Source organism: Streptomyces lasalocidi (assembly GCF_005280215.1).
Classification (GTDB): Bacteria; Actinomycetota; Actinomycetes; order Streptomycetales; family Streptomycetaceae; genus Streptomyces; species Streptomyces longwoodensis.
In genome coordinates, this window is record NZ_SZNQ01000001.1 from 2,144,796 (window position 1) to 2,168,625 (window position 23,830).

Below are 23,830 nucleotides of genomic sequence, written 5' to 3' on the forward strand. Positions count from 1 at the left end.
GGAAGGAGCGGGTCGAGGGCCGGCGCCGTTCCGCCGCCCCGTGTCGGCGGTGCCGGCGCCGTGCCCCTTTCCCGTGTCCCCACTCTCCCGTCCGGGCAGGTCGCCCCCCATCCGCGCGCGTACTCAACTCGCTCCCTAGGTACGGATACTCACGGCTGTGTGCCCGGCCCCGGGACGTGGCGCGTCCGGCTGGCTACGATCGCCTGCGTGTCCGTACTCCCCTTGGTGTTCACCAGTGGCTGGGCCAGCGGCGTCAACGCCTACGCGGTGGTGCTGCTGCTCGGCGTGCTCGGCGCGACCGGCCTGAGCGACGACGTCCCGGCGACGCTCCAGCGTCCCGAGGTCCTCGTCATCGCGGGCGTGCTGTTCCTGTGCGAGGCGGTCGCCGACAAGGTCCCCTACGTCGACTCGGCGTGGGACGCGGTGCACACGGTGGTCCGCCCGGCCGCCGGCGCCTGGGTCGGCGCGCTGCTGGCCGGACAGAGCGGCTCGCTCTCGGACGTTGCCGCCGGGCTGGTGGGCGGCTCGACCGCGCTGGCCAGCCACGCGGTCAAGACGGGGACGCGGATGGCGGTGAACACCTCGCCCGAGCCGTTCAGCAACGTGGCCGTGAGCATCGCGGAGGACCTCGGGGTGGGCGCGCTCGTCGCGTTCGCGGTGTTCCACCCCGTGGCGGCGGCGGTGATCGCGGGCACCCTGCTGCTGCTCGGCCTGGTGGCGCTGTTCTTCCTGGTGTCCCGCATCCGCCGGTTCCTGCGCCGCCGGGCCCAACGCCGCGAGGAGCGGCGCCTCGTGGGACGGCCGACCGGGCCACCGCCCTGGTGAGGCGCCGCCACGGGGCCCACGCACCCCGCGACGGCGCTGGTCAGGCCCGCCACGGCGTTGTCGGTGGCGGCGGATAGAGTCGCGGGCATGGCAGCGATTGCGGTGATCGGCGCCGGGACGGGCGCCCTGGCGGCCGCCGCCCGGCTGGCCGTCGCGGGCCACCGGGTGACGGTGTACGAGCGGACGGAGACGTACGGCGGTGCGCTGCGCCGCGTCGAGCGGGACGGGTTCGCCTTCGACACCGGCCCCGCGCTGCTGCACCTGCCCGCGGTGTACCGCGACCTGTTCGTCAAGACGGGCAAGCGGCAGCTGGAGGACGTCGTCGAGCTGGTGCAGGTCGACCCGTCCTCCCGGCACGTCTTCGCGGACGGCACCCGCGTGTCCCTGCCCAACGCCTCGCGCGCGGGCGTCGTCGCGGCGCTGGACGAGGCGCTGGGCGCGGGCGCCGGACAGCGCTGGGGCGACTTCCTGGTGCGGGCGCGCGAGGCCTGGGACCGCACGCGCCGCCCGCTGCTGGAGGAGCCGCTGTGGCCCAACTGGCAGGTGCTGGCCGACCGCGAGCCGTATCCGGCCGTGCCGCACAAGCGGCTGCTGCGCACTCGGCGGGCGGGCACGCTGGCCGAGATCGGCGCCTGGGAGCTGCGTGACGAGCGGCTGGCGGCCCTGCTGGCGAGCCACGCGCTCGCGTACGGCCTGGACCCGCGCACCGCTCCGGCGAGCGCGGCCGTGCTGCCGTACCTGGAGCACGCCTTCGGCACCTGGTACGTGCGCGGCGGGCTGCGGGAGCTGGCGCGCGCGGTGTACGAGCGGTGCCTGGAGCGCCGGGTCGAGTTCGTGTTCGGCGCGGAGGTGACCCGGATCGTGACGCGGGACGGCCGGGCCGTCGGCGTGGAGCTGGCCGGTGCGCCGGGCGCCGGGGGCGGCACGGTGGTCGAGGCGGACCACGTCGTCGCGGGCGTCGATCCGGCGCGGCTGCGGGCCCTGACGGACCGTCCGCTGGATGCCGAGGGCGACGTGCGGGCGGATGCCGAGCCCGCCGTGCCCGGGCGGTTCACCCTGCTGCTGGCGCTGCGCGGCCCGCGCGAGGCGGGGGCCGCGCACCGCACGGTCGTCCACGCGCCCGACGCGGACGCCGAGGCGGACTTCCTCGCCTTCCCCGGCGGCGACGCACCGCCGTCCCCGACGGTGACGGTGCTGCGCCCCGACGACCCCGCGCTGCGCCCCGACGACGCCCACGAGTCGGTGACCGTCACCGCGGTGGTGCCGGCGGGCGCGGACTGGGCGGACGAGCACACCGTGCGGCGCTGGACGGAGCGGGTGCTGGAGGCCGCCGGGACGGCGGTGCCCGGGCTGCGGGAGCGGCTGCTGTGGCACGAGGCGCACACGCCCCGGCAGACGGCGCAGGAGACGGGCACCCCGCGCGGGGAGGTCCCCGCGCCCGCGCTGGCCGCCGCCGGGGGCCGGTTCCTGCGTCCGGCGAACACCACGCGGCTGCCCGGCCTGTACCGGGTCGGGGGGTGGGCGCACCCGGGCGGCGGACTGCCCCACGCGGGCATGTCGGGCGCGCTGGTGGCCGGGCTGATCGTGGAGGGACCGGACTTCCGGGGCTCCCAGTGAGCTCCGTGACGCTGCGTCAGGGAGACGGCGTGCGGTGAAGGAGCGTCAGAAGCGGTACTGCTCGTCGAAGCCGTGCCCCTGGCCCTGCTGCCCCTGCTGCTGTCCGTCGCCCTGGTAGTAGGGCTGCTCCGGCGGCAGTTCGCCGCCCAGCGGGTCGTCGGTGGTGCGCTGCTGCGGGACCCACACCCCACTGGCCGGGGTCTCCCCGCCGTAGCCGCCGGTGCCGTACGGGTCGCCGTAGCCCTGCTGGTGGTACTGCCCCTGCCCGTAGCCGGTGTCGTAGCCGCTGCCGTAGGTCTGCGTCCCGATGTACGGGTCGGAGTAGGCGGCGTACTGCTGCTGCCCGGTGGTGTCGTAGCCGTAGCCCTGCTGGCCGTAGCCCTGGTAGGCGTCGTAGCCGTAGGAGGCGTCGGTGCCCTGGGCGGCGGTAGCGTACTGGTCCTGCGGCTGCGGCTCGCCGGTGCGGTCGTCGCCGTAGACGCCGTAGGAGCCGGTGTCGTCCGGGAGGGGCTGCGGCTCGTGGACGGCGCCCGTCCCGTCGGCCGTGGGCCGGTCGGAGGCCGGGGTGAAGACGTCGTCGTGGTCGTCGTCGTAGGCGTCGTAGCCGCTCTTCGCCGTGTCGTACGCCGGGGCGCCGGAGCCGTACGGGTCGTCGCCCACGCCGTGGACCGGGGCCTGCGGGTCGGACACCTCCAGGGCGGGCTCCTGGCGCTCCGCCCTGCCGCGGCGGCGCTTGGCGGGGACGGTGCCGGCGTCCGGGCGCTTGACGGCCCAGCCCGCCTCGAAGCCGCGGCGGAACGACAGCGTCACGTAGGTCTGCCCGACCGCGAACGCGGCGGCACCCAGGCCGATGACGACGACGGACGGGATCAGCACGCCGACGACGACGCAGAGGAACCCGCCGAACGCCAGCAGCCGCCAGCGCAGCCGCGCCTTGTACTGCAGCAGCACTTCGCCGAGCAGCCACAGTGCGACGACGCCGAACGCGATGTAGAGGACCGCCCAGCCCATGTACGCCCCTCTCCCGGTGACCGTTACGCAGTGTGTCGTACGACCGTGCGACCGGTCTAGGCCTGCGGTGGGTGGTGCAGACCGAGGTTCTCGTGGATTTCCAGCGTCGCCGTGGAGTTGTTCAGCGTGATGAAGTGCAGTCCGGGCACTCCCTCGGCCAGTAGCCGGGCGCAGAACTCCGTGGCGAACTCGATGCCAATGGAGCGTACAGCGGACGGATCGTCTTTTGCTGTGAGGATCCGCTCTTTCAGCGCAGCGGGGAAGGCCGCGTTGGTCAGCGACGGGACGCGCTCCAGCGTCCTGACGCTGGCGATGGGCATGACCTCGGGGATGATCGGGGTGTCGCAGCCGGCGGCCGCGACCCGGTCGCGCAGCCGCAGGTAGTCCTCCGGCTGGAAGAACATCTGGGTGATCGCGTAGTCCGCGCCCGCGCGGCACTTGTCCACGAAGTGGCGGACGTCGACGTCCCGGTCGGCGGAGCGCGGGTGCATCGCGGGGAAGGCCGCCACGCCCACGCAGAAGTCGCCGGACGCCTTGATCAGCTCGACCAGTTCGGCGGCGTAGGTCAGGCCCTGGGGGTGCGGCACCCACTCGCCCATGGGGTCGCCCGGCGGGTCGCCGCGCAGCGCGAGCATGTTGCGGATCCCGGCGTCCGCGTACTGCCCGATGATGTTGCGCAGGTCGGCCACGGAGTGGTCGACGGCGGTGAGGTGGGCGATCGGCGTGAGGGTGGTGTCCGAGGCGATGGCCTCGGTGGCCTTGACGGTGCCCGCGCGCGTGGAGCCGCCGGCGCCGTAGGTCACGGAGACGAAGTCGGGGGCCACGGCCTCGACCCGGCGCAGGGCGTTCCACAGGTTCCGCTCGCCCTTCGGGGTCTTCGGGGCGTAGAACTCGAAGGAGAACGTCGTCTTGCCGGTCGCGAGCATGTCGCGGACGGTGCGCGCGTGGTCCGACCTGATGGATGCGGTGCCGAGGGCCATACCCGCAGGTTAGCCAGGGGTGGACGGTCACCCAACCGGACGCCGGAAATTTGCCCGATTTGCCGGGTCCCTGTCCATCCCTTGGACGGCGGGGTCCGTCACACCGTCACCCTTGGACGGCGGGGTCCGTCACACCGTTCACCCTCGGACGGCGGGGTCTGTCACGCCGACCGCAGCCGCTTCGCCAGCTCCGCCGCCGCCGCGCCCGGGTCGTCCGCCTCGGTGATCGCCCGGACGACCACGACCCGCCGGGCCCCCGCCGCCAGCACCTCGTCCAGGCTGTCGAGGTCGATGCCGCCGATGGCGAACCAGGGGCGGTCGGCGCCGAGGGCGGCGGTGTGGCGGACCAGGTCGAGACCCGGCGCGGGGCGCCCCGGCTTGGTGGGGGTGGGCCAGCACGGGCCGGTGCAGAAGTAGTCCACGCCCTCCTGCACGGCGGCCGCCTCCGCCTCGGCGGGGCTGTGGGTGGAGCGGCCGACGAGCACGTCCGGGCCGAGGATCGCGCGGGCCGCGGGCACGGGCAGGTCGCCCTGGCCGAGGTGCAGGACGTCGGCGGCGGCGGCGTGGGCGACGTCCGCGCGGTCGTTCACGGCGAGCAGCCGGCCGTGCCGGGCGCAGGCGTCCGCGAACACCCGCAGGTGCTCCAGCTCCTCACCGGCCTCCATACCCTTGTCGCGCAGCTGCACGACGTCCACGCCGGCCGCGAGGACCGCGTCCAGGAACTCCGGCAGGTCGCCCTGGCGCCTGCGGGCGTCCGTGCACAGGTAGAGGCGGGCGTCGGCGAGGCGGGCGCGGGCGGTGTCGGACATGCGTGGTTCCCCCGGTGGGCGGGCGTACGGCGGCGGGTGCCGCCGTACGCCGGACGGTGTGCGGTGCGTGGATCAGACGGCGAGCGCCTGGGCCCGGCGCTTCACCTCCGTGCCGCGATTCTCGCTGAGCGCCTGCGCGGGCGTGCCGGGCAGGCTCGGGTCCGGGGTGAAGAGCCACTCGATCATCTCTTCGTCCGTGAAGCCGTCGTCCCGCAGCAGCGTCAGGGTCCCCACCAGGCCCTTGACCACCTTGTCCTCGTCGATGAAGGCGGCGGGGACGTGCAGTGCCTTGTTCTCGCCGCGGCGTACGGCGATGAGCTGGCCCTCCTTGACCAGCTGCCGCACACGCGTCACCTCGACGCCGAGCATGTCGGCGATGTCGGGGAGGGTGAGCCAGTCGGGCACGAGAGCATCGATGTTCGCGTCAATCTCGGTCACGGGTCCAGGGTAGGCGCTCGGCGGGCCCGCCCGCGATGTGTCGGTGGCCGTCCGGTGGGTGCGCCCGGGCCGCGAGGGGGTGCTCCGGCCCCGGTCAGGCGGTGGTGGCCTTCTTCAGGGGGCGGGCCGGGTCCGTCAGCAGGGTGGGGTTCATCGGGGTGCCCGACTCGATCAGGCGGCGGCCCTGGGCCAGGTCCCTCGGGCGGCCGACGGCCAGCAGGGCGACCAGGCGGGTCTCGCGCAGCCAGCACACCGTCCAGGCGGGACCGGACGGGTCACCGCGCCACAGCGTGGCGTCGGCCGCGCCGTGGTGGCCGGCGTACTGCACGAACCGGCCGAACTGCTCCGACCAGAAGTACGGCACCGGGTCGTACACCTGCGGGGCCTCGCCGGTGGCCTCGCCCAGGATGTTCGCGGCGACCGTGCGCGGGCCCTGGAGGGCGTTGTCCCAGTGGTGGACGAGCAGGCGCTCGCCGTAGCGGGCGGAGGGGAAGGACGCGCAGTCGCCGACCGCGTACACGTCGGGCACCGAGGTGCGCAGCCCGGAGTCGGCCACGACTTCGCCGTGCGCGCCCAGGGCGACGCCGGAGCCGGCCAGCCAGGCGGTGGCGGGGCGGGCGCCGATGCCGACCACGACGGCGCCGGCGGGCAGCCGGGTGCCGTCGTCCAGGAGCACCGTGCCGGGCTCGACGCGCGCCACGCGTGCGTGCGTGCGCAGGTCGGCGCCCGCGTCGGCGTACCAGGCCGTCATCGGGGCGGCGACCTCGGGCGGCAGTGCGCCGGCGAGCGGGCGGTCGGCGGCCTCCACGACGGTGACCGCGCAGCCGGCCTCGCGCGCGGCGGTGGCGAACTCGGCGCCGATCCAGCCGGCGCCGACGACCACGACGTCGTGCTGCCGGGCGAGCACCGGGCGCAGCCGCTCGGCATCGTCCAGGGTGCGCAGCAGGTGGACGCCGGGCACGCCCTCCGCGCCGGGCAGCCGGACCGGCTCGGCGCCGGTGGCCACGACGAGCACGTCGTACGGCACCGGTCCGGCCTCGGTGTCCAGTGCGTGGTCGGCGGGGCGCAGGCCGGTGACCTCGCGGCCGAGGACCAGCTCGATGCCGAGGGCGTCGAAGTCGACGTCGAAGGCGGAGCCCTCGGCCGTGCCGAGCAGCACGGCCTTCGACAACGGCGGCCGGTCGTACGGCTGGTGGGGCTCGGCGCCGATCACGGTCACCGTGCCGGTGAAGCCCTGCTCGCGCAGCGCGACCGCGGTCTGCACCCCGGCCATGCCCGCGCCGGCGACGACCACGCGCCGCACCGCCGGCCTGTCGTCGGGTCCCATCTGCTCGCTCACCTGATCACCTTAGACACCTGACGGATCGTCAGTCAGCCGTCGGGTTCCGTGACCTGTTCCACAACGCTGGTCCCGCCGCCCGCCTGCGACTCCCACGACCAGCTCTCCTCGAGCCGCACGCGCCCGTCGGGCAGCTCCACCACGGTGGACACGCAGTGCCCCGAGGAGGTGGTGCCGTCGGTCCTGAGCTGGACGTAGCGGAAGTCGAGCCGATCTCCCTCACGGGTACCCACCAGGTGGCCGCGTACGACGTCACCGCCGGTGTACTCGGCCCAGACCACGCCGTCCCGCTCGTGGTACGCGAAGCGGGTGCGGGTGCCCACCTGCCCCGGCGCCTGGTCGGCGACGGGGGCGAGGGTCAGCCCGTCCAGCGAGCGGGTCATGGTCACGGGCTCCCTTACTGCGGCGGACGGCACGGGCTAGGGTGGCCACCGTAGAGCACTCGCGGGAGCCCGGACGCACCGGGCTGAGAGGGAGGCTGGCGGCCTCCGACCGTACGAACCTGATCCGGGTCATGCCGGCGAAGGGAGGGGCTGGACGCCCATGTCGTCGCGTACGTCAGACGTCCTCGTCGTAGGGGGCGGGATCATCGGCCTGGTCACCGCGTGGCGGGCCGCGCAGCGCGGGTTCACCACCGCGGTGCTGGACCCCGAACCGGGCGGCGGAGCCGCCCAGGTGGCCGCCGGGATGCTGGCCGCCGTCACCGAACTGCACCACGGCGAGCAGACCCTGCTCGCCCTGAACCTCGCCTCGGCGCACCGCTACCCGGACTTCGCGGCCGAGCTCACCGACCTCACCGGACACGACCTGGGCTACCGGCGCTCGGGCACCCTCGCCGTCGCGCTGGACGCCGACGACCGCGCCCACCTGCGCGAACTGCACGCCCTGCAACGGGAGTCGGGCCTCGCGTCGGAGTGGCTGTCCGGGCGCGAGTGCCGGCGCCTGGAGCCGATGCTCGCGCCGGGCGTGCGCGGCGGGCTGCGGGTGGACGGCGACCACCAGGTCGACCCGCGCCGGCTGGCCGCGGCGCTGGTGGCCGCCTGCGAACGGGCCGGCGTCACCTTCCACCGGGAGTGGGCCGAGCGGCTGATTGTCGTGCGGGAGCGGGCGGCCGGGGCGGTGACCCGCGCGGGGACGGAGCTGGCCGCGGGGCAGGTGGTGCTCGCCGCCGGGAGCCTCAGCGGACGGCTGGCGGGCGTGCCGCGGGACGTGCTGCCGCCCGTGCGCCCGGTCAAGGGCCAGGTACTGCGGCTGACCGTGCCCGAGCGCGCCGCGCCGTTCCTGACCCGGACGGTGCGCGCGGTGGTGCGCGGCAGCCACGTCTACCTGGTGCCGCGCGAGAACGGCGAACTGGTCGTCGGCGCCACCAGCGAGGAGCAGGGCTGGGACACCACCGTCACGGCCGGCGGGGTGTACGAGCTGCTGCGCGACGCGCACGAGCTGGTGCCCGGGATCACCGAGCTGCCGCTCACCGAGACCCGGGCCGGCCTGCGTCCCGGGTCGCCCGACAACGCGCCGCTGCTCGGCCCGTCCGCGCTGGACGGGCTGTTGCTGGCCACCGGGCACTACCGCAACGGCGTGCTGCTCACCCCGGTCACCGGGGACGCGCTGGCGCACGCCCTGGCCACCGGGGAACTGCCCGAGGAGGCCCGCCCGTTCACCCCGCGGCGCTTCTCCGCCGCGCCCGCCGCGCTGCCCGCCCGGGCCGCACTCTCGGAGCTGCCCGCATGAGGATCTCGGTGAACGGGGAGCCGCACGAGGTGGCCCCCGGCACGGCGCTGGACGCCGTCGTACGGTCCCTGACCGCGGCGCCCTCCGGGGTGGCCGCCGCCCTCAACGAAACCGTCGTCCCGCGCGCGCAGTGGCCGGCCACGTCCCTGTCCGAGGGGGACCGGGTCGAGGTGCTGACCGCCGTCCAAGGAGGCTGACCATGGCCGACGATCCGTTCGTCCTCGGGGGGACGACCTACTCGTCCCGGCTGATCATGGGAACGGGGGGCGCCCCGAGCCCGGAGGTGCTGGAGCGGGCGCTGGTGGCGTCCGGGACCGAGCTGACCACCGTCGCGATGCGGCGGGTGACCCCCGACGTGCACGGCTCGGTGCTGTCCGTGCTGGAGAAGCTGGGCATCCGGGTGCTGCCCAACACGGCGGGCTGCTTCACCGCCGGGGAGGCGGTGCTGACCGCACGCCTGGCGCGCGAGGCGCTGGGCACGGACCTGGTGAAACTGGAGGTGGTGGCGGACGAGCGGACGCTGCTGCCCGACCCCGTGGAGCTGCTGGACGCGGCGGAGATCCTGGTCGACGAGGGGTTCACGGTCCTGCCGTACACCAACGACGACCCGGTGCTCGCGCGGAAGCTGGAGGACGTGGGCTGCGCGGCGATCATGCCGCTGGGCTCCCCGATCGGCTCGGGGCTCGGCATCCGCAACCCGCACAACTTCCAGCTGATCGTGGAGCGGGCGGGGGTGCCGGTGATCCTCGACGCGGGGGCCGGCACGGCCTCGGACGTGGCCTTCGCGATGGAGCTGGGGTGCGCGGCCGTGATGCTGGCCTCGGCGGTGACGCGGGCGCACGACCCCGAGCGGATGGCGCACGCCATGCGGGCCGGGGTGGAGGCCGGCCGCCTCGCGTACCGGGCCGGCCGGATCCCCCGCCGCCACTTCGCCCTGGCCTCCTCCCCCGCGGAGGGCCTGGCGGCGCTGGACCCGGAACGCCCGGCGTTCTGAGCCGGCTCCAGGTGGCGCGGGGCCCCGTCGAGGTGGCTCCCGTGTCCGTGCCTCCAAGGGGCGCGGGGAACTGCGCGACCGGCCACGGACGAGCCGCAGCCGCCGACGCGCCCCCGCCACCCCTGCGGCCGGCTCGACGACGCCACCGCGGACAGCACGCGCCCCGACGCCCGGCCCGCCCGGCCCCCGCCCGGCGGGCCGGGCGTCACAGCTCGGCTTCAGTCGCGTCCCGGGCTTGTGCTGCGGCCGGGGGTGACAGTGGCGGCTCGTACACTCACCTGCGTGGACACGACCCTCCAGGACCCTCTCGTCGGGCAGGTGCTCGACGGCCGTTACCGCGTCGAGGCGCGGATCGCGGTCGGCGGGATGGCCACGGTCTACCGGGCCGTGGACACCCGCCTGGACCGCGTCGTCGCGCTGAAGGTGATGCACCCGACGCTGGCGGCCGACGTGTCGTTCGTCGAGCGGTTCATCCGGGAGGCGAAGTCGGTCGCCCGGCTCGCCCACCCGAACGTGGTGCAGGTCTTCGACCAGGGCGCCGACGGGGCGTACGTGTACCTCGCCATGGAGTACGTCGCCGGCTGCACGCTGCGCGACGTGCTGCGCGAGCGCGGGGCGCTCCAGCCGCGGGCCGCGCTGGACATCCTGGAGCCGGTGCTGGCCGCGCTCGGCGCCGCGCACCGGGCCGGGTTCGTGCACCGGGACATGAAGCCGGAGAACGTGCTGATAGGGGACGACGGCCGGGTCAAGGTCGCCGACTTCGGCCTCGTACGGTCCGTGGACACGGTCACCAGCACCACCGGCGCCGTCCTCGGCACCGTCTCCTACCTGGCGCCGGAGCAGATCGAGCAGGGCGTCACCGACGCGCGCGCCGACGTGTACGCGTGCGGGGTGATGCTCTACGAGACGCTCACCGGCGCCAAGCCGCACCACGGCGACACCCCGGCGATCGTGCTCTACAAGCACCTCCACGAGGACGTGCCCCCGCCGTCGGCATCGGTGGCGGGGATGGCGTACGAGCTGGACGAGCTGGTCGCCACGGCCACCGCCCGCTCGCCGGAGGTGCGCCCGCACGACGCGGTGGCGCTGCTGGCGCGGGTCCTGGAGGCGCGGGCCGCCCTCACCGAGGAGCAGCTGGACGCGCTGCCGCCGCAGGCACGCTCCGCGGAGCACGACAACGCCGAGGACCGCACGAGCGTCATCCCGCGCGCGCTGACCGTGCCCCGCCGGCTGCCCGTGAACGACGACGAGCTCCGCCTCCCCCACGGCTCGGCGCCGGACCCGGACGCCGGGCTGCACCGGACGTCGCGGCTGGCGTCGCCGGCCCCGCTGCCGCCGGCGCGGCGCGGGGTGCGGCCCCGGCTGCTCGCCGTGGTCACCGCGGTGCTGCTGGTGTTCGGGGTCGGCGCGGGCTTCTGGTACATCAACTCGGGCCAGTTCACCAAGGTCCCCGCGGTGCTCACGCAGACCCAGGCGCAGGCCGAGGAGCGGCTCGGGGCGGCCGGGCTGGAGACGAAGGTCAAGCACGCGTACAGCGACACCGTCAAGCGGGGCCGGGTCATCAGCACCGACCCCGAGCCGGGCGCCCGGATCCGGGGCAACGACACGGTGACGGTCACCGTCTCCGACGGCCCGGAGACCGTGGAGGTGCCGGACCTCAAGGGGCTGCGGCTGGACAAGGCGAGGGAGTCGCTGAAGTCGGACGGCCTGGAGCCGGGCCTGGTCACCCGCGCGTTCAGCGACGACGTCCCCAAGGGCTTCGTCGTCGGCAGCACCCCGGGCGCGGGCACCGAGCGCCGCGCGGGCTCCGCCGTCGCGCTGGTCGTCAGCAAGGGCGAGGCGATCGACGTCCCGGACGTCACCGGGGACGACCTGGACGACGCCCGGGCCGAGCTGGAGAAGGCCGGCCTGAAGGTGGAGGTCGCCGACCAGCAGGTCACCTCGGAGTTCGACAAGGGCCAGGTCGCCGCGCAGAGCCCGGGTGCCGACAGCCGGGCCGCCGACGGCGACACGGTGACGCTGACCCTGTCCAAGGGCCCGGAGATGGTCGAGGTGCCGGACGTGGTGGGCGCGAGCGTGGACGACGCCACGTCGCTGCTGGAGCAGTCGGGCTTCAAGGTCAAGGAGGACCGCGGCCTGCTGGGACTGTTCGGGGACACGGTGAAGGACCAGTCCGTGGACGGCGGGGACACGGCGCCCAAGGGATCGACGATCACGATCACCATCCGGTGACGCAGGCCACCACCCACCGGGGACGGGCGCCCCGGGCGGACATGACACCCTGAACGGGTGAGTCCCGATCAGTCGCCCCTCGCAGGGGCGGGGCCCCGTCGGCCGCCCCTCCCCCGCAACCCCGTCGGCAGCCACGTGCCCGTGGCCGGCGGCCTGCACTCCGTCGGCCTGTCCTACGCCCGTGACCTGGGCGCCGAGGCCGTTCAGGTCTTCGTCGCCAACCCGCGCGGCTGGGCCACGCCCACCGGCAACCCGGCCCAGGACGAGGCGTTCCGCGCGGCCTGCGCGGCGGAGTCGATCCCGGCGTACGTGCACGCGCCGTACCTGATCAACTTCGGCTCGCACACCGGGGCGACGGTGGAGCGGTCGGTGATGTCGCTGCGGCACTCGCTGCGCCGGGGCCGGGCGATCGGCGCGCTCGGTGTGGTCGTGCACACCGGCAGCGCGACGGGCGGCCGGGACCGGTCGGTGGCCCTCGCGCAGGTCCGCGAGCACCTGCTGCCGCTGCTGGACGAACTGACCCACGACGACGACCCGTTCCTGCTGCTGGAGCCCACGGCCGGACAGGGCGCGTCGCTGTGCTCGCGCACCTGGGACCTCGGGCCGTACTTCGAGGCGCTGGACGCGCACCCCCGGCTGGGCGTCTGCCTGGACACCTGCCACGTCTTCGCGGCCGGCCACGACCTGACCGGCCCCTCGGGGGCGCACCAGACGCTCGACCTGCTGGTGGACACGGTCGGCGAGGGCCGCCTGAAGCTGATCCACGCCAACGACTCCCAGGACGTCGTCGGCGCCCACAAGGACCGCCACGCCAACATCGGCGCCGGTCACATCGGCGAGGACCCGTTCCGCGCCCTGATGACCCACCCGGCGACGGCGGGCGTCCCCCTGGTCATCGAGACCCCCGGCGGCAAGGAGGGCCACGCGGCGGACGTCGAACGGCTGAAGAAGCTGCGGGAGACGGCCGTCGGCGAGCCACGGTAGGGAATACCCCCAGGGGGTATATCGTTCCGGACGGTGCAGGAACCGCAGGAACCGTATCCGGGCTTTGGGGGCTCTCATGCAGCACGAGGCGCACGCACATCACTCCGCACCGGCCCCTTGGGCCATGGCCGTCCAGGCCACGCTGCACTGCCTCACCGGGTGTGCCATCGGCGAGGTGCTCGGGATGGTGGTCGGCACCGCGCTCGGGTGGGGGAACCTGGCCACCACCGTGCTCGCGATCGTGCTGGCCTTCTTCTTCGGCTACTCGCTCACCCTGCGGGGCGTGCTGCGGGCGGGCGTCGGCCTGCGGGCCGCCGTGCGGGTGGCGCTGGCCGCGGACACCTTGTCGATCGCCGTGATGGAGCTGATCGACAACGGCGTGATCGCCCTGTGGCCGCGGGCCATGGACTCCGGCCTGTCCGACGCCCTGTTCTGGGTGTCGCTGGCCCTCTCCCTGGTGCTCGCCTTCCTGGTCACCACGCCGGTGAACAAGTGGATGATCGGCCGGGGCAAGGGCCACGCGGTGGTGCACCGGTACCACCACTGACGGGAGTCAGAGCTCGGGGCCGTCCCCGGGCTCCTCCTGGTAGGAGTAGCGCTGTTCCTTCCAGGGGTCGCCGATGTTGTGGTAGCCGCGCTCCTCCCAGAAGCCGCGCCGGTCGGTGGTCATGTACTCCACGCCCCGCACCCACTTCGGGCCCTTCCAGGCGTACAGGTGGGGCACCACCAGGCGCAGCGGGAAGCCGTGCTCCGCGGTGAGCAGCTCGCCGTCCTTGTGCGTGGCGAAGAGGGTGCGCTCGGCGGTGAAGTCGGCCAGGCGGAGGTTGGAGCTGAAGCCGTACTCCGCCCACACCATCACGTGGGTGACCTCGGGCGCCGGCGGTGCGAGCTCCAGGACGGTGCGCGCCGGGACACCGCCCCACTCGGCGCCGAGCATGCTGAACTTCGTCACGCAGTGCAGGTCGGCGAGGACGGTGGCGTACGGCAGGGCCGTGAACTCCTCGTGGGTCCAGACGCGCTTCCCGCCGTCGGCGGTGGCGCCGAAGACCCGGAACTCCCAGCGCTCGGGGCGGAACTTCGGCACCGGCCCGTAGTGCGTGACCGGCCAGCCACGCTGCACTCGCTGCCCCGGCGGAAGGTCGGACGCTGCTGCTTCTCCTGACGTGCGCTCCACCGGATGACCCATGTCTCCATCCTGACAGACGGGCGCCGGTGCACAGGACCACCCAAGGCTCGAAAGGGGCATCGCAGATCAAGCGTCGCCTACCCCCTAACCAGGACGAGCCCTACTAAGCCAGCACTTACTGGACGATCTTCGGGGCCGGTGCAATCATGCGGCGGCAACCTCCCCCGTCCCCCCATGTGGAAGGAGCCGCTGCGATGCAGGGCGATCCCGAGGTCATCGAGTTCCTCAACGAGCAGCTCACCGGCGAGCTCACCGCGATCAATCAGTACTTCCTGCACGCGAAGATGCAGGAGAACTTCGGCTGGACGAAGCTCGCGAAGTACACCCGGCGCGAGTCGTTCGACGAGATGAAGCACGCCGAGGTGCTCACCGACCGGATCCTGTTCCTGGAGGGGCTGCCCAACTACCAGCGGCTGTTCCACGTGCGGGTGGGCCAGACCGTCACGGAGATGTTCCAGGCGGACCGGGAGGTCGAGGTGGAGGCGATCGACCGCCTCCGGCGGGGCATCAGGGTGATGCGCGAGAAGGGCGACATCACGTCCGCGAACATCTTCGAGGCGATCCTCGAGGACGAGGAGCACCACATCGACTACCTCGACACCCAGCTGGAGCTGGTGGAGAAGCTCGGTGAGGCGCTGTACATCGCCCAGCTGATCGAGCAGCCGGACAGTTCGGACTAGGCCGCCTCGTCCAGTCGCGCCACGGCGGCCGCCGGCCGCGTGACGAGTTCGCCGCGCGGGGGTGCGCCCCGGCCCAGGAGCGCCTGGATGCGCCGCACGCAGGAGCCGCAGTCCGTGCCCGCCTTGCAGGCGGAGGCGATCTGGCGCGGGGTGCAGGCGCCGCTCTCCGCGTGCTGCTTGACCTGCTGTTCGGTGATGCCGAAGCAGCTGCACACGAACACGCGGTCCACCTCCCGCCGGGACTGGTCGGTCGTACCCTCCCGAGGTCTCGGTGAGGCAAACCTAACCTTACCCGGCCGTCCAGGGCCGCAACAGTGCGGAAGGGCGCGGATCCGGTGTGATCCGCGCCCCACGCACGTGCTCGTGTGCTACGTGCTCACTGGTCCCGGTACATCTCCGCGACCAGGAACGCCAGGTCCAGCGACTGGCTGCGGTTGAGCCGCGGGTCGCAGGCCGTCTCGTAGCGCTGGTGCAGGTCGTCGACGAAGATCTCGTCGCCGCCGCCCACGCACTCGGTGACGTCGTCGCCGGTCAGCTCGACGTGGATGCCGCCCGGGTGGGTGCCGAGCGCCTTGTGGACCTCGAAGAAGCCCTTGACCTCGTCCAGCACGTCGTCGAAGCGGCGGGTCTTGTGGCCCGAGGCCGCCTCGAAGGTGTTGCCGTGCATCGGGTCGGTCACCCAGGCCACGGTGGCACCGGACGCGGTGACCTTCTCGACCAGCTCGGGCAGCTTGTCGCGCACCTTGTCGGCGCCCATCCGGACGATGAACGTCAGCCGGCCGGGCTCGCGCTCGGGGTCCAGGCGCTCGATGTACTGCAGCGCCTCCTCGGCCGTGGTCGTCGGGCCGAGCTTGATGCCGATCGGGTTGCTGATCCGCGACGCGAACTCGACGTGCGCGTGGTCCAGCTGCCGGGTGCGCTCACCGATCCACACCATGTGCGCGGAGACGTCGTACAGCCGCCCGGTGCGCGAGTCGACGCGGGTCAGCGCCGACTCGTAGTCGAGCAGCAGCGCCTCGTGCGAGGAGAAGAACTCGACCGTCTTGAACTCCTCCGGGTCCACCCCGCAGGCGTGCATGAAGTGCAGCGCGTTGTCGATCTCACGCGCCAGCTGCTCGTAGCGCTGACCGGACGGCGAGGACCGCACGAAGTCCTGGTTCCAGGCGTGCACCTGGCGCAGGTCCGCGTAGCCGCCGGTGGTGAAGGCGCGCACCAGGTTCAGCGTGGACGCCGACGCGTTGTACATGCGCTTGAGCCGCTCGGGGTCCGGGATGCGGGACTCGGGCGTGAAGTCGAAGCCGTTGACCGAGTCGCCCCGGTAGACCGGCAGGGTCACCCCGTCGCGGGTCTCGTTCGGCTTGGAGCGCGGCTTGGAGTACTGGCCGGCGATGCGGCCGACCTTCACCACGGGGACGGACGCGGCGTACGTCAGCACGGCGCCCATCTGGAGCAGCGTCTTCAGCTTGTTGCGGATGTGGTCGGCGGACACCCCGTCGAACGCCTCGGCGCAGTCGCCGCCCTGGAGGAGGAACGCCTCTCCCTTGGCGACGGCCGCCATCCGGGCGCGCAGCTGGTCGCACTCGCCCGCGAAGACGAGCGGCGGATACGACTCGAGGTCCGCGATCACTGCGCGCAGAGCCTCGGCGTCGGGGTACTCGGGCTGCTGCGCCGCGGGCAGGTTTCGCCAGGTGTTGCCAGCGCTCGCGCTGGTCTTAGCGTTCACGGTCACGGTCCCAACACTACGGGGTGCCGTCGGGGCCTCCGGCCGGTGCCCAGCAAATGAGACACGTCAGACGCTCCCCGGACATGCGGTAGGGTGCGTCGCATGTTCGCGCATTCGACCCAGAACTGGTGGTGGACCGCTCATCCGGCGGCCCACTGACTGCGCGTACGCACGACTTCGCGAAGGCCGCCCGAGGGGCGGCCTTCGGCGTTTCCCGGGGTCCGTTCCTCTCCCGCCTCCCACCGCATCCACGGAGAAGGAGCACGGACCATGCATCTGCCCGGCTTGCTCGACGACCTGCTCGACGACACCCGTCCGTTCGCCCTGCTGCGCCGCCGCACCCCGGGCCACGACGAGGCGGCGGTCGAGCTGCTCGTCGGCCCGGTCACCACGGTGGAGCGCCTCGCCGACCTCCCCGACGAGGGCCTGGCCCTCGTGCCGTTCCGGCAGATCCGCGAGCGCGGCTTCGACGTCCGCGACGACGGCACCCCGCTGGCGGTGCTCACGCCCGAGGAGACGCACACGCTGCCCCTCGACGAGGTGCTCGCCCGTCTCCCGCAGCACGACGTGACCGTCCGCGCCGGCGGCTTCGACGTCGGTGACGAGGAGTACGGCGAGATCGTCGCGCGCGTGCTGCGCGAGGAGATCGGCCGGGGCGAGGGCGCCAACTTCGTGATCCGGCGGACCTACGAGGGTGACGTCCCCGGGTTCGGCAGGGCCGACGCGCTGGCGCTGTTCCGGCGGCTGCTGGAGGGCGAGCGGGGGGCGTACTGGACGTTCGTCGTGCACACCGGGGATCAGAAGGGGCCCGAAGGGCCTTCCGCAGAAGGGCGGCGGTGGGAGACGGGTGGGCGGACCCTCGTCGGGGCGAGCCCAGAGGTGCACGTGCGGATGTCCGGCGGGACCGTCGTGATGAACCCGATCAGCGGCACGTACCGGTACCCGGACGGGGGCCCGACGCCCGAGCACCTGCTGCGCTTCCTCGCCGACGGCAAGGAGATCGAGGAGCTGTCGATGGTCGTCGACGAGGAGCTGAAGATGATGTGCACCGTCGGCGACCGGGGCGGGGTGGTGGTCGGGCCGCGGCTGAAGGAGATGGCCCACCTCGCGCACACCGAGTACGAGCTGCGCGGCAGGTCGTCGCTGGACGTGCGCGAGGTGCTGAAGGAGACGATGTTCGCGGCGACCGTCACCGGCTCGCCCGTGCAGAACGCCTGCCGGGTGATCGAGCGCCACGAGAGCGGCGGGCGCGGCTACTACGCGGGGGCGCTGGCCCTGCTCGGCCGGGACGCGGGCGGCGCCCAGACCCTGGACTCGCCCATCCTGATCCGCACGGCCGACATCTCCGCCGACGGCCGGCTGCGCGTGCCGGTGGGCGCGACCCTGGTCCGCGGCTCGGACCCGGCGGGCGAGGTCGCCGAGACCCACGCGAAGGCGGCCGGGGTGCTCGCCGCCCTCGGCGTCCGACCGTCCCGGCCGCGGCAGGAGCACACGCGCGGGCGGCTCGCCGACGACCCGCGCGTGCGGGCCGCGCTGGACGGGCGCCGCGCGTCGCTGGCGCCGTTCTGGCTGCGGATGCAGGAGCGGTCGGACGCGCTGGAGGGCCACGCGCTGGTCGTCGACGGCGAGGACACGTTCACCGCGATGCTCGCCCACGTGCTGGGCTCGGCCGGGCTGGAGGTGACCGTGCGGCGCTACGACGCACCCGGGCTGCGGGAGGCCGTGCTCGCGCACGAGGGGCCGGTGGTGCTCGGCCCCGGTCCGGGCGACCCCGCCGACCTCGCCGACCCCAAGATGCGGTTCCTGCGGGAGCTGACGGCCGCCGTGCTCGGCGCGCACCGGCATGGGGTGCTGGGCGTGTGCCTGGGCCACGAGCTGATCGCGGCCGAGCTGGGCCTGGACATCGTGCGCAAGGAGGTGCCGTACCAGGGGGCGCAGACCACGATCGACCTGTTCGGGCGGGCGGAGACGGTCGGCTTCTACAACAGCTTCGTGGCCCGCTGCGACGACGGGGCGGCCGCCGGACTGGCCGCGCGCGGCGTCGAGGTCAGCCGCAGCCCGGCCGGCGAGGTGCACGCGCTGCGCGGGCCGGGGTTCGCCGGGGTGCAGTTCCACCCGGAGTCGGTGCTCTCGCTGGACGGCGCGGGCGTCGTGCGGGAGCTGCTGGGTCAGCTGCGGGGCACCAGCACGTTCTCGGAGCAGCGACCCGCGAGGTAGTCGAGGACGTTGCGCACGGTGGTGTCGACGATCTGGCCGACGGCGTCCTCGGTGTAGTACGCCTGGTGCGAGGTGACCAGGACGTTGGGGAAGGTGACCAGGCGGGCCAGGGTGTCGTCCGCGATGGCCTCCAGGGACTTGTCGAGGAAGAACAGGCCCGCCTCGGCCTCGTACACGTCGAGGCCGACGCCCGTGAAGCGGCCCTCGCGCAGCTCGGCGACGAGGGCCGCGGTGTCGATCAGGCCGCCGCGGCTGGAGTTGACCAGGATCGCGTCGTCCTTCATGGCCTTCAGCGCGGCCGCGTCGAGCAGGTGCTGGGTCTGGGGCATCAGCGGGACGTGCAGGCTGACCAGGTCGGCCTCGGCGAGCAGCTCCTCCTTGGGGACGTAGCGCATGCCCAGTTCCCGGCAGGCCGGGTTCTCGGCGACGTCCCAGCCGAGCAGCCGCATGCCGAAGCCGTGCGCGATGCGGGTGAACGCCTCGCCGATCTTGCCGGTGCCGAGCACACCGACGGTGCGGCCGTGCAGGTCGCGGCCCATCAGCCCGTCGAGGCGGAAGTCGAAGTCGCGGGTGCGGGTGGAGGCGCGCACAACCCGGCGGTTCACCGCCATGGCGAGGGTCCAGGCGAACTCGGCGACCGAGTACGGCGAGTAGGACGACACCCGGGCGACCGTCATGCCGAGCCGCTCGGCCACCGGCAGGTCGACGTTGTTGAAGCCGGTCGAGCGCTGGGCGATCATCTGCGTGCCGCCCGCGGCCAGGCTCTGCAGCACCCCGTTGCCGAGGCCGCAGTTGACGCTGGTGGAGACGATCTCGTGGCCCCCGGCGATGGGCGCGGTGTCCTCGGTGAGGAACACGTCCAGGCAGCGCACCTCGTGGTGCCCGGCGAAGGCCCGCTCGATCAGGGGCCGCTCGTCGGCCTGCACACCGAAGGCAAGGATCTCCACGCGCGCGCTCCCTCGTGATCGCTCGGGCCGGCGGTGCCGGACGGACCGGCGGTGCCGAATATACGGCGGGGCGCCCGGGCCCGCCGGTCGGACGGGGTGCCCCTCGCAGGTCCGGCCGGATCGGCGGGCCCCGCCGGGTCAGCCGAAGAACACCCCGATCTCCTCGTACAGCGCCGGGTCCACCGTCCGGGGCCGGCCCGTCGCCTCGCGCAGCGGGACGCGCACGACGTCCGTGCCGTGCAGGGCGACCATCGTGCCGAAGTCCCGTTCGTGGACGGCGTCGATGGCGTGCAGTCCGAAGCGGGTGGCGAGCCAGCGGTCGGCGGGGCTGGGCGAGCCGCCGCGCTGGAGGTGGCCGAGCACGGTCGTGCGGGCCTCCTTGCCGGTGCGGTGCTCGATCTCGCGGGCCAGCCACTCCCCCACCCCGGACGGCCGCACCCGGCCCGGTGCGCCGGCCGGCGTCCGGCCGAGCGCCGCCTCGCCCTCCTTGGGCACGGCCCCGTCGGCGACGACCACGATCGGCGAGTACGTCGCCTGGAAGCGGGAGGTCACCCAGCCGCACACCTGGTCGACGTCGAAGGGCTGCTCGGGGACGAGGATCACGTTCGCCCCGCCGGCCAGCCCCGAGTGGACGGCGATCCAGCCGGCCTCACCGCCCATCACCTCCACGACGAGCACCCGCTTGTGGGACTCGGCGGTAGTGTGCAGCCGGTCGATCGCCTCGACGGCGACGCCGACGGCGGTGTCGAAACCGATGGTGCGGTCGGTGCCGGGCAGGTCGTTGTCGATGGTCTTGGGCACGCCCACGCAGGGCACCCCGTGCTCGTCCGCGAGGCGGGCCGCCGTGCCCAGGGTGTCCCGGCCGCCGATCGCGATCAGGCCCTCCACCCCGTACTCGGCGAGGGTGTCGTGGATGCGGCGGGCACCGTCCTCCCGGGCCAGCGGGTCGGTGCGCGAGGAGCCGAGGATGGTGCCGCCCCGGGGCAGGGTGCCGCGCACCGCGGGGATGTCGAGGGGGACCGTCTCCCCCTCCAGCGGGCCGCGCCAGCCGTCGCGGAAGCCGACGAACTCGTGCCCGTACACCTGGACGCCCTTGCGGACCACGGCCCGCACCACGGCGTTGAGGCCCGGGCAGTCGCGCCCTCCGGTCAGTACTCCGACGCGCATGGGGGTGCCTCCGCCCGGCCGACGACGTTTCATGGTCCACGCTAGCGGGGCGAGGGGCCGCCGACGCCCCCTTCCGGCAGCCCGGCGCGGCCGCGGGGCGCCGGACGCCGCGCGTTCACTCGTCGTCCAGGCCCCGTTCGATCGCGTACCGCACCAGCTCGACGCGGTTGTGCAACTGGAGCTTGCCCAGGGTGTTCTGGACGTGGTTCTGCACCGTGCGGTGGGAGATGACGAGCCGCTCGGCGATCTGCTTGTAGCTCAGGCCCTTGGCGACCAGGCGCAGCACCTCGGTCTCGCGGTCCGTCAGCCGGGGCGCACCGGGCCGGTCGGGGTCCGCGGCGGGCGCCGGCTCGGCGGCCAGGCGGCGGTACTCGCCGAGCACCAGACCGGCGAGGCCGGGGGTGAACACCGGGTCGCCGACGGCCGTGCGGCGCACCGCGTCCAGCAGTTCCTCGGTGGACGCCGACTTCAGCAGGTAGCCGGTGGCGCCGGACTTGACGGCCTCCAGGACGTCGGCGTGCTCCCCGCTCGCGGACAGCACCAGCACCCGCAGCGCCGGGTCGGCGGCGACGACCTCCTTGCAGACCTGGACGCCCGGCTTGGCGGGCAGGTTGAGGTCGAGCACGAGGACGTCGGGGGCGGCGGCCCGGGCGCGGCGCACCGCCTGGTCGCCGTCGCCGGCGGTGGCGACCACGTCGAAGCCCGCCTCGCCGAGGTCCCGGGCGACCGCGTCGCGCCACATGGGGTGGTCGTCGACCACCATGACGCGGATCGGTGCCCCGTCCCCGCCCACGGACCCGGTGTCCGTCCCCGTCCCGGTCTCGCTCATCGCTGTCCCGCCTTCCCCCGCGGTGTCGTCGGCGCCGTGTCCTTCGGCACCGTCAGTTCCACTTCCGTGCCCTGCCCCGGTGTGGAGACCAGCTCGGCGCTGCCGCCGAGGTCGCGCAGCCGGCCCCGGATGGACAGGGCCACCCCGAGCCGCCCCTCGCCCTCGGCCTGAGCGAGACGGCCGTCGGGGATGCCGGGGCCGTCGTCCCGCACGGTGACGATCACCGCGCCGGGTTCGTCCTCGACCAGGATCCAGGCCCGGGCGTCGTCGCCGGCGTGCTGCCGTACGTTGTCCAGCGCGGCCCCGACGGCGGCGGCCAGCTCGCGGGCGGCGGCCGGGGGCAGCAGCACCGGCGCCCCCGGGCCGGCGAGGCTGACCCGCTCGGCCGCGTACGGCGCGAGCAGCGCGCGCAGGTCGGCGGGGCCGTCGGCGCCGGGGTCGTCGGGCAGCTCGACCTCGCGCACCAGGGCGCCCTCGGCGGCGTCGTGGGAGACCCGGGAGACGGGCACGAGCCCGCCGGAGACCAGGGTGCGCAGCGCGACCTCCTGCTCGCCGGCCATCCGGCCCAGCTCGGCGGCCTCCCCGCCGAGGGCGGTGCCGCGGCGCTTCACCATCGCCAGCACCTGAAGGACGCTGTCGTGGATGTCCCGGGCGAGGCGCTCGCGCTCGCGGGTGGCGGCCTCGATCTCCAGGGCGCGGGCGAGGGTGCGCTCGGAGGCGCGGGCGACCTCCACGACGTAGCCGATGGCGATGGAGGCGACCCAGACCAGGATCACGTTGTGCACGGTGTCGCGGGCCGGGTGGCCGCGTTCGATCAGGTTGGCGGCCGCGACGGGCGTGGAGGCGAGCACGGCCCAGCGCCAGCCGCCCCGCAGCGCGAAGGCGAGGACCGATCCTGCGGTCCATATCGACGGCAGGGTGGGGCCGCCGTCCAGGATGTGCTGGTCGGTGACGACCAGCGGGGTCAGCACGATGCCGGTCAGGGCGACGGCCAGGTCGGCGGCGAGGAAGGGCTTGGTGCAGGCGGCCGCGTTGTGCACGCGGGGCAGGGTGGCGAGGGTCCAGACGGCGAGGACGGCGTAGTAGCCGATCGCGACACCGGGCCGGTCGTAGTCGTCGTAGGCGGAGACGAACAGGCCGACCGCGTACAGCAGGCTCAGCACGCGGTACGCGGTCAGCGCGCGCCACAGCGGCAGCTCGACCGACATCCGCAGGACGCGCTCCCGTGCGGCCATCTCCCCCGACCCCCTGCTCCCCCGGCCTCTTCGGCCCCCGGCTACTGCCCCTCGGCCTTTTCCTTCTCGGCCTGGTCCTTCTCGGCCTGCGCGAGGGCCGCCCGCGCGGCCTTCTCCGCTTCCTTCTCGGCCTTGGCGGCGTCCGCGATCTGCCGCTTGGCGGCGGTCGCGTACATGTCGACGTACTCCTGGCCGGAGAGCTTCATGATCTCGTACATGACCTCGTCGGTCACCGCGCGCAGCACGAACCGGTCGTGTTCCATGCCCTGGTAGCGGCTGAAGTCCAGCGGCTTGCCGATGCGGATGCCGGGGCGCATGATCTTCGGCATGACCTGGCCGGGCGGCTGGATCTTCTCGGTGTCGATCATGGCGACCGGGATGACGGGCGCCCCGGTGGCGAGCGCCACGCGCGCGAGGCCGCCGGGCTTGCCGCGGTAGAGGCGGCCGTCGGGCGAGCGGGTGCCCTCCGGGTAGATGCCGAACAGCTCGCCGCGCTCCAGCACCTCCATCCCGCTGCGCACCGCCGCCTCACCCGCGCCGCGCGCGCCGGAGCGGTCGACGGGGAGCTGGCCGACGCCCTTGAAGAAGGCGGCCGTCAGCCGTCCCTTGACTCCGGGCGTGGTGAAGTACTCGGCCTTGGCGATGAACGTCACCTTGCGGTCGAGGACCGAGGGCAGGAAGAACGAGTCCGAGAAGGACAGGTGATTGCTCGCCAGGATCGCGGCACCCTCGGCGGGGACGTTCTCCAGGCCCTCCACCCAGGGCCTGAAGATCATCTTCAGCGGCCCCCCGATGGAAAGCTTCATCGCGCCGTACAACAACCGAGTGCCTCCTGTGTGTGTCGAACAGACCTTAACCCCAAGTGGCGCCCCGGAGCCCGACGGGC

The 23,830-nt window shown here is 73.9% G+C and carries 25 protein-coding genes and 1 riboswitch; of the genes, 11 read left to right on the forward strand and 14 right to left on the reverse strand.

The window, feature by feature from the left end:
* Positions 1-207 precede the first annotated feature (207 nt).
* The gene (locus E4U91_RS09585) at positions 208-825 is read left to right on the forward strand and encodes a DUF4126 domain-containing protein (RefSeq protein WP_137306454.1); all 618 of its coding nucleotides are present in this window, start codon (positions 208-210) and stop codon (positions 823-825) included.
* 87 nt (positions 826-912) lie between these two features.
* On the forward strand, positions 913-2,442 hold the full coding sequence (locus E4U91_RS09590) for a phytoene desaturase family protein (protein WP_241678540.1): 1,530 nt from the start codon (positions 913-915) through the stop codon (positions 2,440-2,442).
* 45 nt (positions 2,443-2,487) lie between these two features.
* On the opposite strand, the gene E4U91_RS09595 is transcribed toward E4U91_RS09590, so the two are convergent.
* The 6 genes from E4U91_RS09595 to E4U91_RS09620 form a co-directional block, all read right to left on the reverse strand.
* Positions 2,488-3,453: an SCO2102 family sporulation regulator gene (locus tag E4U91_RS09595; RefSeq protein WP_137306455.1), complete on the reverse strand. Its 966-nt coding sequence runs from the start codon at positions 3,451-3,453 to the stop codon at positions 2,488-2,490.
* Positions 3,454-3,509: 56 nt separating this feature from the next.
* A complete protein-coding gene (gene metF, locus E4U91_RS09600) occupies positions 3,510-4,433 on the reverse strand; it encodes a methylenetetrahydrofolate reductase [NAD(P)H] (RefSeq protein WP_137306456.1) in 924 nt (307 codons plus the stop codon).
* 161 nt (positions 4,434-4,594) lie between these two features.
* Positions 4,595-5,242: a thiamine phosphate synthase gene (gene thiE, locus E4U91_RS09605; RefSeq protein WP_137306457.1), complete on the reverse strand. Its 648-nt coding sequence runs from the start codon at positions 5,240-5,242 to the stop codon at positions 4,595-4,597.
* Positions 5,243-5,314: 72 nt separating this feature from the next.
* Positions 5,315-5,680 (reverse strand): Rv2175c family DNA-binding protein, encoded by a 366-nt coding sequence (locus tag E4U91_RS09610; RefSeq protein ID WP_137306458.1) that lies wholly within the window; start codon positions 5,678-5,680, stop codon positions 5,315-5,317.
* A 94-nt stretch (positions 5,681-5,774) separates the two neighbouring features.
* Positions 5,775-7,007, reverse strand: coding sequence for an NAD(P)/FAD-dependent oxidoreductase (locus E4U91_RS09615; protein ID WP_174867920.1), 1,233 nt, complete (start codon positions 7,005-7,007; stop codon positions 5,775-5,777).
* A gap of 44 nt (positions 7,008-7,051) precedes the next feature.
* Entirely contained in the window at positions 7,052-7,402 is a 351-nt protein-coding gene (locus tag E4U91_RS09620; RefSeq protein ID WP_137306459.1) for an avidin-fold protein, read from the reverse strand.
* A gap of 51 nt (positions 7,403-7,453) precedes the next feature.
* Positions 7,454-7,565, forward strand: a riboswitch (TPP riboswitch).
* Between E4U91_RS09620 and thiO the strand changes: the two genes are divergently transcribed.
* From thiO to E4U91_RS09650, 6 genes are all read left to right on the forward strand, one after another.
* Positions 7,563-8,750, forward strand: a complete 1,188-nt coding sequence (thiO, locus tag E4U91_RS09625) for a glycine oxidase ThiO (RefSeq protein ID WP_137306460.1) — start codon at positions 7,563-7,565, stop codon at positions 8,748-8,750. Its footprint overlaps the riboswitch before it by 3 nt.
* Positions 8,747-8,947: a sulfur carrier protein ThiS gene (thiS, locus tag E4U91_RS09630; RefSeq protein WP_137306461.1), complete on the forward strand. Its 201-nt coding sequence runs from the start codon at positions 8,747-8,749 to the stop codon at positions 8,945-8,947. The genes thiO and thiS overlap by 4 nt, the downstream gene beginning before the upstream one ends.
* A gap of 2 nt (positions 8,948-8,949) precedes the next feature.
* On the forward strand, positions 8,950-9,744 hold the full coding sequence (locus tag E4U91_RS09635; RefSeq protein WP_137306462.1) for a thiazole synthase: 795 nt from the start codon (positions 8,950-8,952) through the stop codon (positions 9,742-9,744).
* Between the two features lie 282 nt (positions 9,745-10,026).
* Positions 10,027-11,976 (forward strand): Stk1 family PASTA domain-containing Ser/Thr kinase, encoded by a 1,950-nt coding sequence (gene pknB / locus E4U91_RS09640; protein WP_168218091.1) that lies wholly within the window; start codon positions 10,027-10,029, stop codon positions 11,974-11,976.
* A gap of 57 nt (positions 11,977-12,033) precedes the next feature.
* Positions 12,034-12,960, forward strand: coding sequence for a deoxyribonuclease IV (locus E4U91_RS09645; protein ID WP_137306464.1), 927 nt, complete (start codon positions 12,034-12,036; stop codon positions 12,958-12,960).
* Positions 12,961-13,036: 76 nt separating this feature from the next.
* On the forward strand, positions 13,037-13,507 hold the full coding sequence (locus tag E4U91_RS09650; protein WP_137306465.1) for a DUF4396 domain-containing protein: 471 nt from the start codon (positions 13,037-13,039) through the stop codon (positions 13,505-13,507).
* A gap of 6 nt (positions 13,508-13,513) precedes the next feature.
* Here E4U91_RS09650 and E4U91_RS09655 read toward each other — a convergent pair whose 3' ends face one another.
* Entirely contained in the window at positions 13,514-14,146 is a 633-nt protein-coding gene (locus tag E4U91_RS09655; RefSeq protein WP_137306466.1) for a sulfite oxidase-like oxidoreductase, read from the reverse strand.
* A 194-nt stretch (positions 14,147-14,340) separates the two neighbouring features.
* Here E4U91_RS09655 and bfr point away from each other — a divergent pair, with 194 nt between their 5' ends.
* On the forward strand, positions 14,341-14,826 hold the full coding sequence (bfr, locus tag E4U91_RS09660) for a bacterioferritin (RefSeq protein WP_137306467.1): 486 nt from the start codon (positions 14,341-14,343) through the stop codon (positions 14,824-14,826).
* Here the strand turns inward: bfr and E4U91_RS09665 are convergent.
* On the reverse strand, positions 14,823-15,056 hold the full coding sequence (locus E4U91_RS09665; RefSeq protein ID WP_137306468.1) for a (2Fe-2S)-binding protein: 234 nt from the start codon (positions 15,054-15,056) through the stop codon (positions 14,823-14,825). The genes bfr and E4U91_RS09665 overlap by 4 nt on opposite strands.
* Before the next feature lie 146 nt (positions 15,057-15,202).
* Positions 15,203-16,555, reverse strand: a complete 1,353-nt coding sequence (locus E4U91_RS09670; protein ID WP_137306469.1) for a class II 3-deoxy-7-phosphoheptulonate synthase — start codon at positions 16,553-16,555, stop codon at positions 15,203-15,205.
* Positions 16,556-16,651: 96 nt separating this feature from the next.
* On the opposite strand from E4U91_RS09670, the gene E4U91_RS39910 reads away from it, so the two are divergent.
* Entirely contained in the window at positions 16,652-16,708 is a 57-nt protein-coding gene (locus tag E4U91_RS39910) for a trp operon leader peptide (RefSeq protein WP_071528813.1), read from the forward strand.
* Between the two features lie 111 nt (positions 16,709-16,819).
* Positions 16,820-18,766: an anthranilate synthase family protein gene (locus tag E4U91_RS09680; RefSeq protein ID WP_137306470.1), complete on the forward strand. Its 1,947-nt coding sequence runs from the start codon at positions 16,820-16,822 to the stop codon at positions 18,764-18,766.
* On the opposite strand, the gene E4U91_RS09685 is transcribed toward E4U91_RS09680, so the two are convergent.
* The 5 genes from E4U91_RS09685 to E4U91_RS09705 form a co-directional block, all read right to left on the reverse strand.
* Positions 18,718-19,713 (reverse strand): 2-hydroxyacid dehydrogenase, encoded by a 996-nt coding sequence (locus tag E4U91_RS09685; RefSeq protein ID WP_137306471.1) that lies wholly within the window; start codon positions 19,711-19,713, stop codon positions 18,718-18,720. The genes E4U91_RS09680 and E4U91_RS09685 overlap by 49 nt on opposite strands.
* Before the next feature lie 138 nt (positions 19,714-19,851).
* Positions 19,852-20,880 carry an ATP-dependent 6-phosphofructokinase gene (locus E4U91_RS09690; RefSeq protein ID WP_137306472.1) on the reverse strand — a complete coding sequence of 343 codons (1,029 nt, stop codon included), beginning with the start codon at positions 20,878-20,880 and terminating at the stop codon, positions 19,852-19,854.
* 115 nt (positions 20,881-20,995) lie between these two features.
* Complete coding sequence (locus tag E4U91_RS09695) at positions 20,996-21,709, reverse strand: response regulator (RefSeq protein ID WP_137306473.1); 714 nt, start codon at positions 21,707-21,709, stop codon at positions 20,996-20,998.
* The gene (macS, locus tag E4U91_RS09700) at positions 21,706-22,944 is read right to left on the reverse strand and encodes a MacS family sensor histidine kinase (protein ID WP_137306474.1); all 1,239 of its coding nucleotides are present in this window, start codon (positions 22,942-22,944) and stop codon (positions 21,706-21,708) included. Before macS ends, E4U91_RS09695 begins: the two co-directional genes overlap by 4 nt.
* Positions 22,945-22,985: 41 nt before the next feature.
* Positions 22,986-23,750: a lysophospholipid acyltransferase family protein gene (locus tag E4U91_RS09705; RefSeq protein ID WP_137306475.1), complete on the reverse strand. Its 765-nt coding sequence runs from the start codon at positions 23,748-23,750 to the stop codon at positions 22,986-22,988.
* Positions 23,751-23,830: the final 80 nt, after the last annotated feature.

Bases quoted from the DNA above. Each gene is read 5' to 3' on its own strand.
- thiS (WP_137306461.1), top strand. From the start codon at position 8,747: ATGAGGATCTCGGTGAACGGGGAGCCGCACGAGGTGGCCCCCGGCACG.
- E4U91_RS09620 (WP_137306459.1), bottom strand. From the start codon at position 7,402: ATGACCCGCTCGCTGGACGGGCTGACCCTCGCCCCCGTCGCCGACCAG.
- thiO (WP_137306460.1), top strand. From the start codon at position 7,563: ATGTCGTCGCGTACGTCAGACGTCCTCGTCGTAGGGGGCGGGATCATC.
- E4U91_RS09615 (WP_174867920.1), bottom strand. From the start codon at position 7,007: ATGGGACCCGACGACAGGCCGGCGGTGCGGCGCGTGGTCGTCGCCGGC.
- bfr (WP_137306467.1), top strand. From the start codon at position 14,341: ATGCAGGGCGATCCCGAGGTCATCGAGTTCCTCAACGAGCAGCTCACC.
- E4U91_RS09690 (WP_137306472.1), bottom strand. From the start codon at position 20,880: ATGCGCGTCGGAGTACTGACCGGAGGGCGCGACTGCCCGGGCCTCAAC.
- E4U91_RS09680 (WP_137306470.1), top strand. From the start codon at position 16,820: ATGCATCTGCCCGGCTTGCTCGACGACCTGCTCGACGACACCCGTCCG.
- macS (WP_137306474.1), bottom strand. From the start codon at position 22,944: ATGGCCGCACGGGAGCGCGTCCTGCGGATGTCGGTCGAGCTGCCGCTG.
- E4U91_RS09650 (WP_137306465.1), top strand. From the start codon at position 13,037: ATGCAGCACGAGGCGCACGCACATCACTCCGCACCGGCCCCTTGGGCC.
- metF (WP_137306456.1), bottom strand. From the start codon at position 4,433: ATGGCCCTCGGCACCGCATCCATCAGGTCGGACCACGCGCGCACCGTC.
- E4U91_RS09590 (WP_241678540.1), top strand. From the start codon at position 913: ATGGCAGCGATTGCGGTGATCGGCGCCGGGACGGGCGCCCTGGCGGCC.
- E4U91_RS09595 (WP_137306455.1), bottom strand. From the start codon at position 3,453: ATGGGCTGGGCGGTCCTCTACATCGCGTTCGGCGTCGTCGCACTGTGG.
- thiE (WP_137306457.1), bottom strand. From the start codon at position 5,242: ATGTCCGACACCGCCCGCGCCCGCCTCGCCGACGCCCGCCTCTACCTG.
- E4U91_RS09705 (WP_137306475.1), bottom strand. From the start codon at position 23,750: ATGAAGCTTTCCATCGGGGGGCCGCTGAAGATGATCTTCAGGCCCTGG.
- E4U91_RS09655 (WP_137306466.1), bottom strand. From the start codon at position 14,146: ATGGGTCATCCGGTGGAGCGCACGTCAGGAGAAGCAGCAGCGTCCGAC.
- E4U91_RS09695 (WP_137306473.1), bottom strand. From the start codon at position 21,709: ATGAGCGAGACCGGGACGGGGACGGACACCGGGTCCGTGGGCGGGGAC.
- E4U91_RS09635 (WP_137306462.1), top strand. From the start codon at position 8,950: ATGGCCGACGATCCGTTCGTCCTCGGGGGGACGACCTACTCGTCCCGG.